This window comes from Mesorhizobium sp. BR1-1-13 (assembly GCF_020165515.1).
Classification (GTDB): domain Bacteria; phylum Pseudomonadota; class Alphaproteobacteria; order Rhizobiales; family Rhizobiaceae; genus Mesorhizobium.
Genome location: NZ_JAIUIH010000018.1, coordinates 23,630 through 38,333, shown reverse-complemented (window position 1 = coordinate 38,333; position 14,704 = coordinate 23,630). Strand labels below are relative to the sequence as shown.

General features: G+C 63.9%; 12 protein-coding genes. 2 read left to right on the top strand and 10 right to left on the bottom strand.

What is annotated here, in order from left to right:
* Positions 1–8: 8 nt before the first annotated feature.
* Together LB533_RS28150 and LB533_RS28145 are read left to right on the top strand one after the other, a co-directional pair.
* Positions 9–1,553 (top strand): trimethylamine methyltransferase family protein, encoded by a 1,545-nt coding sequence (locus tag LB533_RS28150; RefSeq protein WP_140639603.1) that lies wholly within the window; start codon positions 9–11, stop codon positions 1,551–1,553.
* A gap of 29 nt (positions 1,554–1,582) precedes the next feature.
* A complete protein-coding gene (locus tag LB533_RS28145) occupies positions 1,583–2,587 on the top strand; it encodes an SMP-30/gluconolactonase/LRE family protein (protein WP_140639602.1) in 1,005 nt (334 codons plus the stop codon).
* On the opposite strand, the gene LB533_RS28140 is transcribed toward LB533_RS28145, so the two are convergent.
* The 10 genes from LB533_RS28140 to LB533_RS28095 form a co-directional block, all read right to left on the bottom strand.
* Positions 2,536–3,309 carry an SDR family NAD(P)-dependent oxidoreductase gene (locus tag LB533_RS28140; protein WP_140639601.1) on the bottom strand — a complete coding sequence of 258 codons (774 nt, stop codon included), beginning with the start codon at positions 3,307–3,309 and terminating at the stop codon, positions 2,536–2,538. The two genes, LB533_RS28145 and LB533_RS28140, sit on opposite strands and share 52 nt — an antisense overlap.
* Positions 3,310–3,318: 9 nt before the next feature.
* On the bottom strand, positions 3,319–4,653 hold the full coding sequence (locus LB533_RS28135) for a dihydroorotase (protein WP_140639600.1): 1,335 nt from the start codon (positions 4,651–4,653) through the stop codon (positions 3,319–3,321).
* 17 nt (positions 4,654–4,670) lie between these two features.
* Entirely contained in the window at positions 4,671–5,618 is a 948-nt protein-coding gene (locus tag LB533_RS28130; RefSeq protein ID WP_140639599.1) for a polysaccharide deacetylase family protein, read from the bottom strand.
* Between the two features lie 11 nt (positions 5,619–5,629).
* A complete protein-coding gene (locus LB533_RS28125) occupies positions 5,630–6,655 on the bottom strand; it encodes an NAD-dependent epimerase/dehydratase family protein (protein WP_140639598.1) in 1,026 nt (341 codons plus the stop codon).
* 29 nt (positions 6,656–6,684) lie between these two features.
* The gene (locus tag LB533_RS28120) at positions 6,685–7,458 is read right to left on the bottom strand and encodes an SDR family NAD(P)-dependent oxidoreductase (protein ID WP_140639597.1); all 774 of its coding nucleotides are present in this window, start codon (positions 7,456–7,458) and stop codon (positions 6,685–6,687) included.
* The gene (locus tag LB533_RS28115) at positions 7,455–8,702 is read right to left on the bottom strand and encodes an MFS transporter (protein ID WP_140639596.1); all 1,248 of its coding nucleotides are present in this window, start codon (positions 8,700–8,702) and stop codon (positions 7,455–7,457) included. Before LB533_RS28115 ends, LB533_RS28120 begins: the two co-directional genes overlap by 4 nt.
* Positions 8,699–10,780 carry an ABC transporter ATP-binding protein gene (locus tag LB533_RS28110; RefSeq protein WP_140639595.1) on the bottom strand — a complete coding sequence of 694 codons (2,082 nt, stop codon included), beginning with the start codon at positions 10,778–10,780 and terminating at the stop codon, positions 8,699–8,701. The genes LB533_RS28115 and LB533_RS28110 overlap by 4 nt, the downstream gene beginning before the upstream one ends.
* Entirely contained in the window at positions 10,777–11,658 is an 882-nt protein-coding gene (locus LB533_RS28105) for an ABC transporter permease (RefSeq protein ID WP_224557100.1), read from the bottom strand. The genes LB533_RS28110 and LB533_RS28105 overlap by 4 nt, the downstream gene beginning before the upstream one ends.
* Positions 11,655–12,668: an ABC transporter permease gene (locus LB533_RS28100; RefSeq protein ID WP_140639594.1), complete on the bottom strand. Its 1,014-nt coding sequence runs from the start codon at positions 12,666–12,668 to the stop codon at positions 11,655–11,657. The genes LB533_RS28105 and LB533_RS28100 overlap by 4 nt, the downstream gene beginning before the upstream one ends.
* A 73-nt stretch (positions 12,669–12,741) precedes the next feature.
* On the bottom strand, positions 12,742–14,415 hold the full coding sequence (locus tag LB533_RS28095) for an ABC transporter substrate-binding protein (protein ID WP_140639593.1): 1,674 nt from the start codon (positions 14,413–14,415) through the stop codon (positions 12,742–12,744).
* Positions 14,416–14,704: the final 289 nt, after the last annotated feature.

The following is a 14,704-nucleotide window of genomic DNA, read 5'->3' as shown; positions in this document are numbered from 1 at the left end:
ACAGGCCGATGACAACGCATGACAGGCGAAGCGGTGGACGGCGCACCAGAGCAGCGGGGCGCAGCGGCGGCGGCATCGCGCAACTGCCCTGGCAGAGCGTGACGAACCCTTACGCGCCGATGCGGATGCTGGACGAGGAGCAGATGGACAAGCTGCATCGCACCTCGATGCGGATACTTTCCGAGCTCGGCATCCGGGTGATGGGCGAGAAGGTGATGAGCATCTTCGAAGCCGCGGGAGCCATAGTCGACCGAGAGGAAAGCACGATCCGCATCGACGAGAGCATCGTGACCGAAGCGCTGAAGAGCGCGCCGTCGTGCTTCACGATCACATCGCGCAATCCGGAGAAGAGGATCAGGCTCGGTGGCAATTCGCTGGCGTTCGGCCTCGTTGCCGGCCCGCCCAACGTGCACGATCGCATCAACGGCCGGCGGCAAGGCAATCTCGCGGATTACGAGAATTTCATCCGCCTCGCGCACCACTTCAATGCCATCCACATCATCGGCAACCAGGTCGTGGCGCCGATGGAATTGCCGGCAAACTCCCGGCATCTCGACACCTACCGCGCAAACCTGACGCTTTCCGATTTGGGCTTCCACGCCTCCGCGATAGGACGTGGCCGCGCCATGGACAGCATCAACATGATGGCGATCACGCGCGGCATTCCGGTTGAGGAGATGAGGTCTTCGCCGGGCGTCACAACCATCATCTCCGTGAACTCGCCGCGCCTGTTCGACGAGGCGATGGCGGAGGGACTGATCGCCATGGCAGAGCACGGCCAGCCGGTGACAATCACGCCGTTCACGCTGATGGGCGCGATGACCCCGGTCACGCTGGCCGCCGCCCTGGCGCAGCAGAATGCCGAAGCACTTTTCGGCGTGACGCTGACGCAACTGATCAATCCCGGCACGCCGGTGATGTACGGCGCCTTCACCTCGAACGTCGACATGCGCTCCGGCGCGCCTGCCTTCGGCACGCCCGAAAATGCCAAAGCCAACATCGTCGCCGGCCAGTTGGCCCGCCGCTACAATCTGCCGTACCGCACCTCAAATGCGAATGCGTCGAACGTCGTCGACCTGCAGGCCGCCTACGAAACCGAGATGGCGACCTGGGGCGCGGTGCTCGGCGGCGCGAACCTGATCTATCACGCCGCCGGCTGGCTCGAGGGCGGGCTGACGGCCTCCTACGAGAAGCTGATCCTCGATGTCGAGATCCTGCAGAACATGATGGAGTTCCTGCGGCCGATGCCCTTCGAGGAGGACGACCTTGGCTTCGAGGCGATCAAGTCGGTGCCGACCGGAGGCCATTTCTTCGGCTCCGAGCACACCATGGCGCGCTACGAGACCGCTTTCTACCGACCGATGCTGTCGAACTGGCAGAACTACGGCGCCTGGCAGGAAGCCGGTGGCCATGACGCGCTGGAACGGGCGACCCAGCTCTGGCAGCAGGCGCTGGCCGAATATGAAGAGCCCGTCCTGGACCCCGCGGTCCGTGAGGAACTGGATGACTACGTGGCGCGCCGGAGACTTGAGATCGGCGACCAGGAGCCCTGATCGACTTCAAACAGACGGAGTGGACTGGCATGACCAAACTGCATCTGCTCGGTACCGCGATCGCTCTTGCCCTGACGGCGTCTGCGCAAGCCGCCGACGTCAAGGTCATCAACGACGACGCCTGGTTCGCGGAAGGCCCGATCTGGTACCAGGACAAGCTGTTCTACGTCGAATACGGGCGCAACACCGTCGATGTGTGGGATGGCAAGAAGAACGAAATCTTCTGGAAAATGGACGGCTGCGGGCCCTCGGCGGTCCTGCCGACCGCCAAGGGCGAGTTCGTCGTAACCTGCTACGACAGCAACTCGATCGGCCGCATTTCGGCCGATGGCAAGACCCTCGATGCCTACGACAAGGACAAGGACGGCAAGCCGTTCAGCGGCCCCAACGACTTCGCGCCGGACAAGGATGGCGGAATCTATTTCACCGGCTCGGGCAAGGGCGGCGCTGCGATCGACGCATCGGCCTACTACATCGGCAAGGACGGCAGCGTGGCGAAGGTCGCGGACGACCTGCACAACGCCAACGGCCTGGTCATGTCGAACGACGGCAAGATCCTCTATCTGGTCGAAACGGAAGACAACCGCATCATCGAATTCGATGTCGCCGCCGACCATAGCCTGAGCACAGGCGCGTCTTCCTGCGGCTGGACGACCTGTTCCCGGACCAGCCGCATATCTGGCCGGACGGCATCAAGATGGACAACGCCGGCGAGATGTATATCGGCCAGAGCCCGCGCTCGCTCGACGCACCCGGCAAGATCATCGTCGTCGATAAGGACGCCAAGTTTCTTCGCACGCTGTCGGTGCCGTCCCCGTCGATGCCGAACTTCGCATTCGGTCCGGACGAGAAGGAACTCTACGTCATGGCCTTGGACCAGATCGACGCTGCGCCATGGCACGGCAAGGTCTATGAGATACCGAACAAGTAGCCGTTATCGAGCACGACTTATCGGTTCGCGACATGCAGGCTGGATGGCCGGTCAACCCGCCATCCAGCCGCCGTCGACCATCAGATTGACGCCGGTCATGTAAGTGGACAGGTCGCTAGCGAGGAACAGGGCTGCGCCGGCGACGTCGTTCGGCTGGCCGAGCCGCGGCCATGGCGTGCGAAGGCGCGAATAGTCGAGGGCGTCGGGATCGTTGGCGACGCCCGGCTTGCCGGTGATGATCTTGCCGGGCGCCACGGCGTTGCAGACGACCAGGTCTTCGGCGTGGTCGACAGCGATCTGGCGCGTCATCTGGACGATGGCCCCCTTGCTCACCGAATAGGGGAAGTCCCCGGGGCAAGCCACCATGCCGTGCTGCGAGGATATGTTGACGATGCGGCCGCGCACGCCGTTCACCGGCTCCTGCCTGAGCATCTGCAATACCGCGTGCTTCGAACAGTAGAAGAAGCCGGTGACGTTGACCGCCATGACCTTCGCCCACTGTTCTAGCGTGGTCTGGGTCAAAGTCGTCGAGGTGTAGATGGCTGCATTGTTGACCAGCACGTCGAGCCGACCGAAATGGCGGATTGCCTGCTGCGTCATGTCTTCGACCGCGCCGTTGTCCGAAATGTCGACGAACAGGAAGATCGCCTCGCCGCTTGCCGATTGGATGGCCTGAGCGGTCGGCTCTCCGCCTTCGATAGGCTCTTCGCGCACATCGGCCACGACGACCCGCGCGCCTTCCTGCGCATAGCGCCGCGCGATGGCCCGGCCGATGCCGGAGCTCCCGCCAGTGACGATTGCTACCTTGCCTTCCATAATACCCATGTCGCTGCCTTAGCCTTCCCGCCGCGCCACCTGGCCTTGCCCCGGCCGGGTCAAAATGCCGTGGCGGACGATTTCCACGCCTCGAAGAAATACCTGCCGCAAAGTTGCCGACACGCTCCAACTGTCGAACGGTGTATAATTCGCTTTGGATTTCTGGTCCGCGTTGCGCACGGTGAAAGTCCGCTTGGGGTCGAGAAGCAGGATATCGGCGTCGAACCCGACGGCGAGCCGGCCTTTGCGCTTGCCCAGCCCGAAACGGTCGGCGGGGTTGGCCGCGCACATCCGCACGATATCGGAGATGCCGATCAGGCCTTCGTCTGCCAGCTTCAGCATCACGGGCAGCAGCGTCTGCAAACCTGGCATGCCACCTGGAATATCGGCGAATGCGGGATAGGCGGCGGCCTTTTCCCGTGGGCTGTGCGGCGCATGGTCTGTGCCGATGACATCGATCATGCCAGAGGCAACGGCCTCGCGCAGGCGTCGGACATCTTCCGGCGATCGCAACGGTGGCGAGCCCTTCAGCGCGGCTCCCTGGGTCTCATAGTCGTGCGCCGTGAAAAACAGGCTTTGTGGCGTTGTCTCGACGCTGGCATCGGCCAGATCCCGCAGGCGGTGCCACGTCTCGACACCGAGCGCCGAATTGATCTGCCGCACATGGATACGGGCGCCGGCCTCGGTCGCTGCCAGCACGGCGCGGGCAATGCCGTTGGCCTCCGCCGCCGGTGGCCTGCTCTTCAGGAACGCCGCTATGTGGCCGTCATGGTCACGTGCCATGCTGCCTTCGAGCAGCGATTGGTCGCCGGGCGACACCCCGATTGTCGTGCCGAAAGGCACCATCACCTTCAGGGCTTGCAGCACCGCATCCGTCGTCTGGAACAGAAAATCCTTTGGGACGTCGGCGGTGAAAAGCTCGAACGAGACCGGCGCCATTTCGGCCACGGCGGCGATCAGGCCAAAATCCTTGGTAAGCACGGCCTGGAAACCCACATCGACATTCAGTTTTCCGGTCGTCAGCGCCATCTTGTCGGCGAGTTGATCCGCCGTCGCCGTCCAGGGCTCGTCTGTCGGCATGTCGAGCACGGTCGTCACCCCGCCGAGTGCGGCCGCATGCGTGCCGGATGAAAAGTCCTCCTTGTGGGTCAGTCCCGGTTCCCTGAGATGCGCATGCGCATCCATCAGCCCAGGCAACAGGAAACAGCCGGCGGCGTCGATCAGGGTGCGCGCCTCGGCGGATTCTCCGGGCTGGACCAGGGCGGCGATCCTGCCGCCATGGATCGCGACGTTGCGGCGCGCTTCTCCATCGGCATTGATGATCGTGGCGCCTGTGATGAGCGTCTCAAACATGAAGCATCTCCGCGCTGCTAGCGGCCCTGTCTGCGGGTAAAACTGTCCTGATTGTCAATCCAGTAGCGGGCGATGTCGGCCCGGCGCATGAAGATAACGCCAGGCGTTTTCTGTATATGCTCGATGACCGCCCGCAGGCCCGCAGCCCGGTTCGGCTGACCCATCCAGCGCGCGTGCACGCAGATGTTCAGCATGCGCCCGCCGGTCTCGTCGGCTTCCCAAAGCATGTAGTCGATCGCCGAGCGGCAATCCTCGGCGAAGTCGTGCGGGTTGCTGTAGCCCGGCGCGATGAGGAAGCGGCTGTCGTTGAGCGTCTTGGAATAGGGCACGACCAGGATGCGCTGGCCGCCATGGTCGACGAAATAGGGCAATTCGTCGTTGCAGGGGTCGGAGTGATAGAGAAAGCCGCCCTCTCGCACCAGCAGGTCACGTGTGTTGACACTCGGGAACGACCGGCAATTCCAGCCCAGCGGCCGGCGGCCAAGCACCTTCTGGTAGAGCGTGATCGCCTCGTGCAACTGCCGTTCCTCTTCCTCGCGCGGCATGCCGGGATAGTCGGTCCAGCGCAGCCCATGCCCGAGCAGGTCGTGGCCGCGCGCATTCATCCATTCGGCGACGGCGCGGTTCTTCTCCAGCGCCACCGCGCAGGCCGAAACCGTGATCGGCACGTTGTAGCGGTCGAAAAGCCGAGCGAGCCGCCAGACGCCGACCCGGCTGCCATATTCGAAATGCGTCTCGGTGCCGAGGTCGCGGTGCGGTGATGTGCCGTTGTTGTTGTACTCGCCCCAATTGTCGTTGCGGCCGTCGTCCAGCCAGTTGTATTCCGAGCCTTCCTCGTAGTTCAGCACGAGGTTGATCGCGACCTTCGCGCCACCCGGCCAGATCACATAGGGCGGGTTCGCCCCATAGCCTACGAAGTCGCGCGGCTGGGCGTTCGCCGGATGTGAAGCAGCGTTCGGCGCCATGGCAATCCCTCTCAATTCGTCTCGTTGGCGGAAATCCAATCCATATAGGCGTGGAAGGCTTCCTTGCCGGGGCGCGGCCGCCACCCGGTGTCGCGCATGATCCGGGCGATATCGTAGGCCCCCCACATACCGCCTTTCAGTGACGTGTCCTGGACGATATTGGCATCGTCGCCGGCGCTGACCTCGGCCTTCAAACCTGGAACCCGCTCGCGCGTCCACCCGATGATGTCGCCGATCGTCTGGCTGCCGCCGGAACCGATATTGTAGTGGCGATAATTGAGGCGCGGCGCGTCGATCAGCGCCAGAATGGCAGCGGCGACATCGGTGGAAGTGACGTAGTCGCCGACCGATTCAAGGCTGTTCGGCCTGATCGTCTCACCGGCCAATGCCATGTGCGCGACGCGGTTTGGAACATGGCGGAAATTCCGGCTCTCCGTGGCGCGGTCCATCGGCCCGTAGACGGACGCGAGACGCACCGAGATCGCCGACAGACCGAACAGGTCGGCGTACCGATTGGCCACCATTTCGGAGGCGAATTTGGAGATGCCGTAGAGCGTGAGCGGCGCGACATAGCCGTCCTCTGGCAGCGGCTCGCCGCTCCAGTCCGGCCCGTTGTGCCGGTAGACGGAGCCGGAACTGACATAGACGAAGCGCTTCAGGGCAGGCCGCGTGCGCGCCCAGTCCAGCATGCGCACCGTGCCCATGAGATTGACGTCGACGATGCGCGCCGGGTCCTCGGCCTCAGGCTGCCGCTTGGCTTCCGAAGCGCTGCCGCGCGAGATCGAGGTGATGGTCGCACCGTGCACGATGGCCGAGATGTTCTGCCCGTCCAGCGCGGCGGACCATGTCTTCGGGTCGAGAATATCGGCGCTGACGACGATGAGCCTATCGCGCACCGGCGCGAAATGCTTTTCGGCGGCCGCGTCGAGATTGGACCGGTCCAGGATCACAGCCCGCGCGGTCGGGTCGCGGTCGAGCCAGGCGCGGGCGACGACGCTCATGACGAAGCCGGTGCCGCCAGTGACGAGCAGGGTCATCGGATCAACCTCCAATACCGGAAAGGGGTTCAGCGTACGGCATAGCCGCCATCCACGAGAAGGTCCGTGCCGGTTACGAATGAGGCATCGGACGAAAGCAGGAAGGCGCAGGCGGCGGCGATCTCTTCAGGTTGGGCAATGCGCCCGAGCAGATGCGCCGGCCCGAGACCCTCGTCGGCCGCCTTCAGGTCCGGCCAGCGTTGCAGCAGGCGCGCGGTCGCGACAGCGCCGGGCGACAGGCTGTTGACGCGGATGTGTTGCCCGGCATGGTCGACGGCCATGGCCTTGGCGAGATGCATGACGCCGGCCTTGGCCGCGCAATAGGCCACCGCCTTGCCGACGGCGACGCGCGCGAATTGCGAGCCGATCAGGACGATCGAGCCGCCGCCGCCAGCCGCCATCAAGGGCACTGCGAATTTGGAGACCAGGAAGGCGCCGGTGAGGCTGACGTCCAGTTCCAGCCGCCATTTGTCGAGCGCGAGATCGGCGACCGTGCCGTCGGTCGATGGGGCGGCGGCATTGTGGACCAGACCGTCCAGCCCACCGAATGCCCGGCCTGTAGTGGCGACCGCGGATTTGACCGAATCCGGATCGGTGACGTCGCAGCCGACCGCCAAGGCGTTCGATCCGAGACTGGCGACAAGCGCCTGCGTTGCCGCCATGTCGCGATCCGCGCAGGCGACGCGAGCGTTCTCCTCGACGCATCGGCGTGCGATCGCGGCGCCGATTCCGCTTGCGGCGCCGGTGATCAGAATGACCTTGCCGGTCAGGCGGCCGGGCAGGGGGGATGCGGCGGCTGTCACGGCTCGCCTCCCGAGGGCTGCACGACCACAATCCCCACCGAGCGCTGCCGCAAATTGATGCAAGCCGCGATTGCCACCAGAATGCCGCCGGTGCCGAGCACGAACAGCATGGCCTGCGGGGCGGTGTGCTCCATGAGCGCCGCGGACAGGCCGGGCGTCAGGATATTGCTGATTGAATAGAGCAGCAGCAACGTGCCGGAAGCGGCAACCATATGACGGCTGTGCATTCGCGAATTGGCGAAGGCGATCGCCACCGGATACACGGTCAGCGCCGTGGCGCCATAGAGGAAGAACAGCAGGAAGAGGAATGGCAGCGGCCTGGTTCCGATCCAGGCGATCGATGCGCAGAGCGACATCGAAAGCAGGCCCTGGATGAGCAGTATCACACGCCTGTCGAACCGGTCCGAGAGCCATCCGACTGGCGTTTGCGCCAGCATCCCGGCGATGCTGACGGTCGTCACCAGGCCGACGGTCGCGCTGGCGGATAGCCCGATCTTGGCGCCATAGATCGGGGTCAGAACGAAAACGTTCATGTTGGTGACGCCGGCCTGGAAGACGCTGACCACCGTAACGGGCGCCAGCCGCAGCAACTGGATGACGCCGTAACGCTCTTCCTTCGCCGGGATGTCCGGCACGGACGGTTCATACTGCGGAGCGGGCAGGGCAGGCCATGGCTTTGAGACGAAGCGTGCAAGCACTGCCATTAATACCGTGGCCGCGCTGACCCCGAACAGATGGGGCGAGTGCGCCCCGACGATCTCCAAAAGCACCTGGCCGAGCAGCACGGCGATCGCTGTTGTCATCATGTAGACGGAAAACAGCCTGCCGCGATTGTGCTGGTCAGCATAAAGGTTGATCCAGCTTTCGCACACGACGAACATGGCCGCCATGGCCAGCCCTCCGAGCAGGCGGAAGCAGAACCATGCCGGCAGCAGATCGGTGAACACGAAGCCTGATGTGCCGATCGCCTCGATCACGGTTATGATGAAAAAGGCGCGCTCGTGGCCTACCCGCGACACCAGTGGACGAGCAATGAGACAACCGACGAGGAACCCGAACGGGTAGGCGGTGAGCACCAATTGCACGTTTCGGGGCGCGATGCCCGGCGCGCTCAAGGCCAGTGACACGGCCGTCGTCAGCATGGAGCTGCCGATGCCGGCCAGGCAGATGAGCGCCATGATAGGCAGGATGGCGCGCGATCGTTCCGCCTGACGCCAGAGACGGGCCAGCGACCATGTCCTCATTGAGGGCCACGCGCCTCGTCCATGAGGGTGAGCGCGGCCAGATCCGTCTTCGGGATATGGCAGGCGATCTCGTGCGTGGGGGACATTGTGCGGATCGGCGGCGGCTCGCTGTCGCAAATAGGACCCACCTTGCGATGGCATCGGCTGGCAAAGCGGCAGCCGGCAGGAACGTTGACGGGACTAGGCGTGTCTCCGGTCAGCGTGATCCGCCTGCGCCCGGCGCCTTCCGCTTTCGTGCTGCGGATCGCCGAAATCAGTGCCTCGGTGTAGGGATGGGTGGCGCCGCCGAAGATTTCATCGACCGTGCCTTTCTCCATCACCTTGCCGAGGTACATGACCACGACCTTGTCGGCGATATGGCGCACCAGCGCCAGATCGTGGCTGATGAACAGCATCGTCGCGTGGCGGGTCCGCTGGATGTCGAGCAGCAGCGTCACCACCGCCGCCTGCACCGAGACGTCCAGCGCCGATACCGGCTCGTCGGCGACGATCAGCGACGGGTCGGAAGCGAAGGCGCGGGCAATGGCGATGCGCTGTTTCTGTCCGCCCGACAACTGGCTTGGCTTACGCGCCGCGAAGTCCGGCGAAAGCCGCACCATCTCGAGCAGTTCACGCATGCGCTGGTCGATGGCTGCCTTGCCCGTGCGAACGCCGAATTTCTTCAACGATCGGCGGATGGAGAAGCCGGCGCTGTGCGAGGGATTCAGCGTCGAATCCGGATTTTGGAACACCATCTGGATCGATTGCAGCAATTGTTTAGGCCGAGAGGCTGCTTCGATCTTTGCGATGTTTTCGCCGGCCATGCGGATTTCACCCGACGTGGCGCGGTCGAGGCCGGTGACGATGCGCGCAAGGGTCGACTTGCCGCAACCGGACTCGCCGACCAGCGCTACGATTTCGGCCTTGCCGGCCTCGAAAGACACATGCTCGTTGGCCTTCAGCGTCCTGTGGTTGCTGAGGTGGTAGAGCTTGGTGACATCCGATACGGCTATTGCGGCCTCCGGCGCCGTTCTCTCTTCGGCCAGCGTCGGCAGGTCGCGGCGATCTGGGTCGAGTTCAGGCCAGCGCACGCAGCGCACCAGATGCTGCTCTCCCGCCGGTTCGAGGATGATTCCGGGCTGGTCGCACAGGCCGGCCTTGAAACCGGCGCAGCGCGGCCCGAACAGGCAGCCGCGCGGCCGCTCCGAGGGCAGCGGGATGTGACCCGGAATGGCAGCCAGCGTGCGGCTGTGCTTGCCGTGGTCGATGTCGGGAATGCAGTCGATCAGCCCTTGCGTGTAGGGGTGCCGCGGTTGGCCGAACAGCTCGCCTGTCGGCGCTTCTTCGACCAGTTCGCCGGAATACATGATGCCGACGCGGTCGCAGCTCTCGGCGATCAGGCCGAGATTGTGGGAGATGAACAGCAGGCTGGTGCCGTAGCGCTGGCGCAGCTCCCCAATCAGGTCGATCACCGCCGATTCCACCGTGACGTCGAGGCCGGTGGTCGGCTCGTCGAGCAGCAGCAGCGAAGGCCTACCCAGAAGCGCCATGGCGATCACGACCCGCTGCTGCTGGCCGCCGGAAAGCTGATGCGGATACCGCTTCAGCATGTCGCCGGCGTCTGGCAGGCGCACGTCCTTCAGCATGGCTGCCGCCATGTCGAGCGCGTCGGTTCGGCTGGCGTCGAGATGGAGCATCGGCACTTCGGCAAGCTGCGCGCCGATGGTCTTGACCGGATTGAGCGCGCTCATCGGATCCTGATAGACCATGGCGATGCGCCGCCCGCGCATGGAGCGCAGTCTGTGTGCCGGCGCGCCGACCAGATCCTCGCCTTCGAGGCGGATGCTGCCGCCGGCGATCAGGCCGGTGGCGCCGAGATAGCCCATGATGGCCATCGCGGTCGTGCTCTTGCCGCAGCCGGATTCGCCGACCAGCCCATAACTTTCGCCCGGTCTGACCTCGAACGACAAGCTTGGCACGGCAACGACGGTCTCCGCCTTGGCGCGAAACTCGATGCGCAGGTCCCGGACCTCGAGCAGCGGGGCGTCCGCGGCTTGCCCCTTCGACGCTGGCGCCAATATGTCAGCAGTCGGAATCATGGCTTCCAGGCTTCCCGCAGGCCGTCGGCCAGGAGGTTGAAGCCGAGCACCAGGCTGACGATTGCAATCGACGGCAGCACCGACATCAGCGGCCAGACGTTGAGCACGGTCGTGCTTTCCTTGACCATGCCGCCCCAATCGGGGTTGGGCGGCGGCAAGCCGAGGCCGAGGAAGCCGAGGATGCCGATGGTGATGATCGTGTAGCCGATGCGCAGGCAGGCATCGACGATCAGCATGCCGCGGCAGTTGGGCAGCAGCTCGACCAGCATGATGTAGAGCGTGCTTTCGGCGCGCAGCCTAGCCGCGGCGATGTATTCCTGCTCCTTCAGGCCGAGCACCAGCCCTCGCGTTATTCGCCCGATGCCCGGGGCCGAAGCGACGGTCGAGGCGATGACGATGTTGAAGACGGACGGGCCGATATTGGCGATCAGTATGACGTAGAGGACCAGCACCGGGAAGGCGAGGATGATGTCGGACAGCCGACTGATGAGGACATCGATCCAGCCCCCGTAATAACCAGCGATCATTCCCAGCGTGATGCCGACTATCATGGCGACGGCGACGGAGAGCGGCGCCACCACCAGCACGGTGCGGGCGCCGAAGATCAGCCGCGACAGCTCATCGCGGCCGAGGATATCGACGCCAAGCCAATGCGCGGCCGAAGGCGTCGGGTCGGCGAGCGCCATCACGTCCTGTTCGGTCGGCGAGTAGAGCGGCAGGACCGGCGCGAGGATCGCTGCCAGTACCCAGAAGCCCACCAGGAATAATCCGATCATCGCGGTCGGCGAGCGCAGCATCCGCGCCCATTTCAGGCGCGTCCTGCCCGTCGGCTTGGCAGCCGTCCCGTCCATCGCTCTCTGTTCGGCCACTGCGTTCATTTCAACCTTATGCGTGGGTCAAGCAGCATGTAACCGAGGTCACCGAGGAACTGCGTCGTGACCGCTATGGCGACGGTGATCAGCGTGGCGGCTTCGATGGTCGCGATGTCGCCGAACAGGCTGGCGTCGAGCAGCAGCCGACCGAAGCCGGGATAGGCGAAGACGAGTTCCGTCACCACCACGCCGCTGATGAGGAAGTTGATCTGCAGCAGAAGCACCGTGAAAGGCGCGATCATGGCGTTGCGCAGGGCGTGGCCCATCACCACTTGGCGCGTGCTCATGCCCTTCAGCACCGCGGTGCGGATGAAAGGTTTTTCCATCACGCCGATCATCGAGACTCGGATCATGCGCGCGACATAGCCGAAGTCGTAGATGACGAGCACCGCGACCGGCAGCACGAGTTGAGATGGAATGGACCAGCCGCCGTCGGAATCCAGCGGACTGGTGCCCGGCAGCACCGGCCACAGGATGACGAACAGGGTAACCAGGAAAACCCCGGAAGCGAATTCGGGAATCGAGGTGAAGGTGATGCATATGACCGACAATGCCCGGTCGAGCACGCCGCCTTCCTTGAGGCCCGACAGGATGCCGAAGACAATCGACAAGGGCACGATCAACAGGAAGGCCAGTCCGGCCAGGATCGCCGTATTGCCGAGCCGGTCCCAGATCACATCGTTGACGGGCAGCTTGTTGAGCGTCGAATAGCCGAAATTGCCGAAGTACTGGGCGCCTCGCGGGTCCGTGAAATTGAGCCCGGTGCTGGGGTCCTGAAGCGGGTCCGGAATGACGCCGAGCAGTATGCCCGCCCAGCGGCCGTAACGCACCAGCAGCGGATCATCCGCCTTCAGCTTCCTGGTGAGGAAATCGACCTGTTCCTGGGTCGCGAAAGGCCCGAGGGATTTGCGCGCGACGCTGCCCGGCGTGAATTCACAGACGGCAAAAACAAGAAACGAAGCCGCCACCATGGTGAGCAGCATCATCGCCAGTCGTCTCGCAACGAATCTCGCCATCGGCCGGAATGTCCGCTCCTGATGCAAACGGGGTTGAATGACTGGTCGCCTCGAAGGCGGCCGGGCAAATTGGTCAGGCGGCGACGACCGCGTAATCCTTGGCGAAGATATACTGCGAAGGATGGAGTCCGAAACCCTGCACCTTCTTGTCCATCACGGTCGAGAAGATGCGCCAGAATGGCTGCACGATCGGCCCTTCGTCCTGCATGATCAGCTCGATCTTCTCCATCACCTTGGAACGCTCTATCGGGTCGAGGATGCCTTCGGCCTGGGTGAGCAGCTTGTCGAACTCGGCATTGGAGAAATGCGACTCGTTCCACGCTCCATTGGTGCGGTAGGCTAGGCCGAGCGTCATGATGGCGAGCGGGCGATGCCCCCATGCCGTCAGGCTGAACGGCGCGCTGGTCCACACTTCCCAATACTGGGCGCTCGGCAGCGACTTGATGTTGGCTTTGATGCCGATGTCCTTCAACTGCTCGGCCATCGCCTGTGTCGTGTTCAGTTCCCAGATCGGATCGGGCCTTGTCACGACGTCGATCTCGAAGCCATCGCCCTGGCCGGCGTCGGCCATCAACTTCTTTGCCTTCTCGATGTCGCGCGGCCATTTCGGCAGCGCAGCGTACTCGGGATGCGACGGCGCCACGTGGTGGTCTTCCGCCGGCGTGCCGGCGCCGAGCAGGACCGTCTGGATGATCTTGTCGCGATCGATCGCGTAGCGCATGGCCTGGCGCACGCGCTTGTCCTTGAATTGCTCGACGTCGGGATGCATGCGCATCACGATGGTCTGCGTGGTTTCGACCTTATGGACCGCGACGTGGGGGAAAGCCTTCATCGAATTGATCTGGACCGCGTCGGCTTCCGACAGTCCGTCAACCTGCTTGGAGGCCATTGCCGCGATGCCGGCGCCCGGATTGTCGCCGAGGTCGACGAACTCGAACGTGTCGAGATGCGGCGCGCCGCCCCAATAATCAGCTCGCGCCTTGTATTTCGCGCCCTTGCCGACCGTGTATTCGACGATCTCGAACGCTCCGGTGCCATTGGCGCTCGGACCGAAGGCGCCGTTGTCCTTCGGGTCGAGAATGAACATAGGATAGTGGAACAGGTGTTCGGCGACCGCGATCTGCGGCGAGAACAGGTTGAGCCGCACCGTGCTGTCGTCGACCTTCTCGATCGCCTTGTCGGACCACAGCCGGCTCGACTTCTTGGGATTGCCCTTGTCGTCCTTTTCGCCGGTGTCGTATTCCTCGACCAGGTAGCCGGTGAACAGGCCGAGCACGGAGGACCCGACAGCCGGATCGCTGACCCGCTTCAGGTTCCAGACCACGTCGTCGGCGTTCAGCGCTCTGCCGTCGCGCCATTTCACGTCCTTGCGGATGTGCAGCGTCCAAGTCTTCAGGTCGTCGCTGACGTCCCACTTTTCGAGCAGATAGGGACGGGTGATGTTGTTGCGGTCGGTGAAGGTCAGATATTCGCAGACCTGGCGAATGATGTTCGACTTCTCGGCGAAGTCGGCCAGATGCGGGTCCTTGATCTCCATGCAGCGCATGCCGATGCGCAGGTTTCCGCCTTTCGGCAAATCCTGCGCGCGGGCCTGCGTCGACGGGTCGACGAGACCGGCCATGGCATAGGCCGCTCCGGCCGAAAGACCGAGCAGCGTCGACTTGCGCAGGAAGTCCCTGCGGCTGATCGCGCCGTCGTTGAGCTGATCGACGAGTGTCGGGATATACGCGTGTGGAGCCTTATCCAAGATCTTGACCTCCGAGTTGTCACAATGCGCTGGTTGGATGGGCGTTTCGGCGCTGCCGTTCGGTAGACAAGGAACCGAATTCGCTGGCGGACGCGCAACTCCAAGGCCCGTGGTGACAATGCGTGGTCGGCGAAAAGGCTTGCCGGAAAACCGGCCTGTCCCCATGCCGCGGATGCATGTCCATAGCGGTGGCTCCCATTCGTGGCGCCGTTGATACAGCTGCTCATTTCCCCACTAGAAGCTACACCGGGCACCCCTGTCCACAAACGAAGATTAATGTGGCTATGAC

Excerpts from the sequence above, each read along its gene's own strand:
- LB533_RS28150 (WP_140639603.1), top strand. The coding sequence starts at position 9 with ATGACAACGCATGACAGGCGAAGCGGTGGACGGCGCACCAGAGCAGCG.
- LB533_RS28145 (WP_140639602.1), top strand. The coding sequence starts at position 1,583 with ATGACCAAACTGCATCTGCTCGGTACCGCGATCGCTCTTGCCCTGACG.
- LB533_RS28140 (WP_140639601.1), bottom strand. The coding sequence starts at position 3,309 with ATGGGTATTATGGAAGGCAAGGTAGCAATCGTCACTGGCGGGAGCTCC.
- LB533_RS28135 (WP_140639600.1), bottom strand. The coding sequence starts at position 4,653 with ATGTTTGAGACGCTCATCACAGGCGCCACGATCATCAATGCCGATGGA.
- LB533_RS28130 (WP_140639599.1), bottom strand. The coding sequence starts at position 5,618 with ATGGCGCCGAACGCTGCTTCACATCCGGCGAACGCCCAGCCGCGCGAC.
- LB533_RS28125 (WP_140639598.1), bottom strand. The coding sequence starts at position 6,655 with ATGACCCTGCTCGTCACTGGCGGCACCGGCTTCGTCATGAGCGTCGTC.
- LB533_RS28115 (WP_140639596.1), bottom strand. The coding sequence starts at position 8,702 with ATGAGGACATGGTCGCTGGCCCGTCTCTGGCGTCAGGCGGAACGATCG.
- LB533_RS28110 (WP_140639595.1), bottom strand. The coding sequence starts at position 10,780 with ATGATTCCGACTGCTGACATATTGGCGCCAGCGTCGAAGGGGCAAGCC.
- LB533_RS28105 (WP_224557100.1), bottom strand. The coding sequence starts at position 11,658 with ATGAACGCAGTGGCCGAACAGAGAGCGATGGACGGGACGGCTGCCAAG.
- LB533_RS28100 (WP_140639594.1), bottom strand. The coding sequence starts at position 12,668 with ATGGCGAGATTCGTTGCGAGACGACTGGCGATGATGCTGCTCACCATG.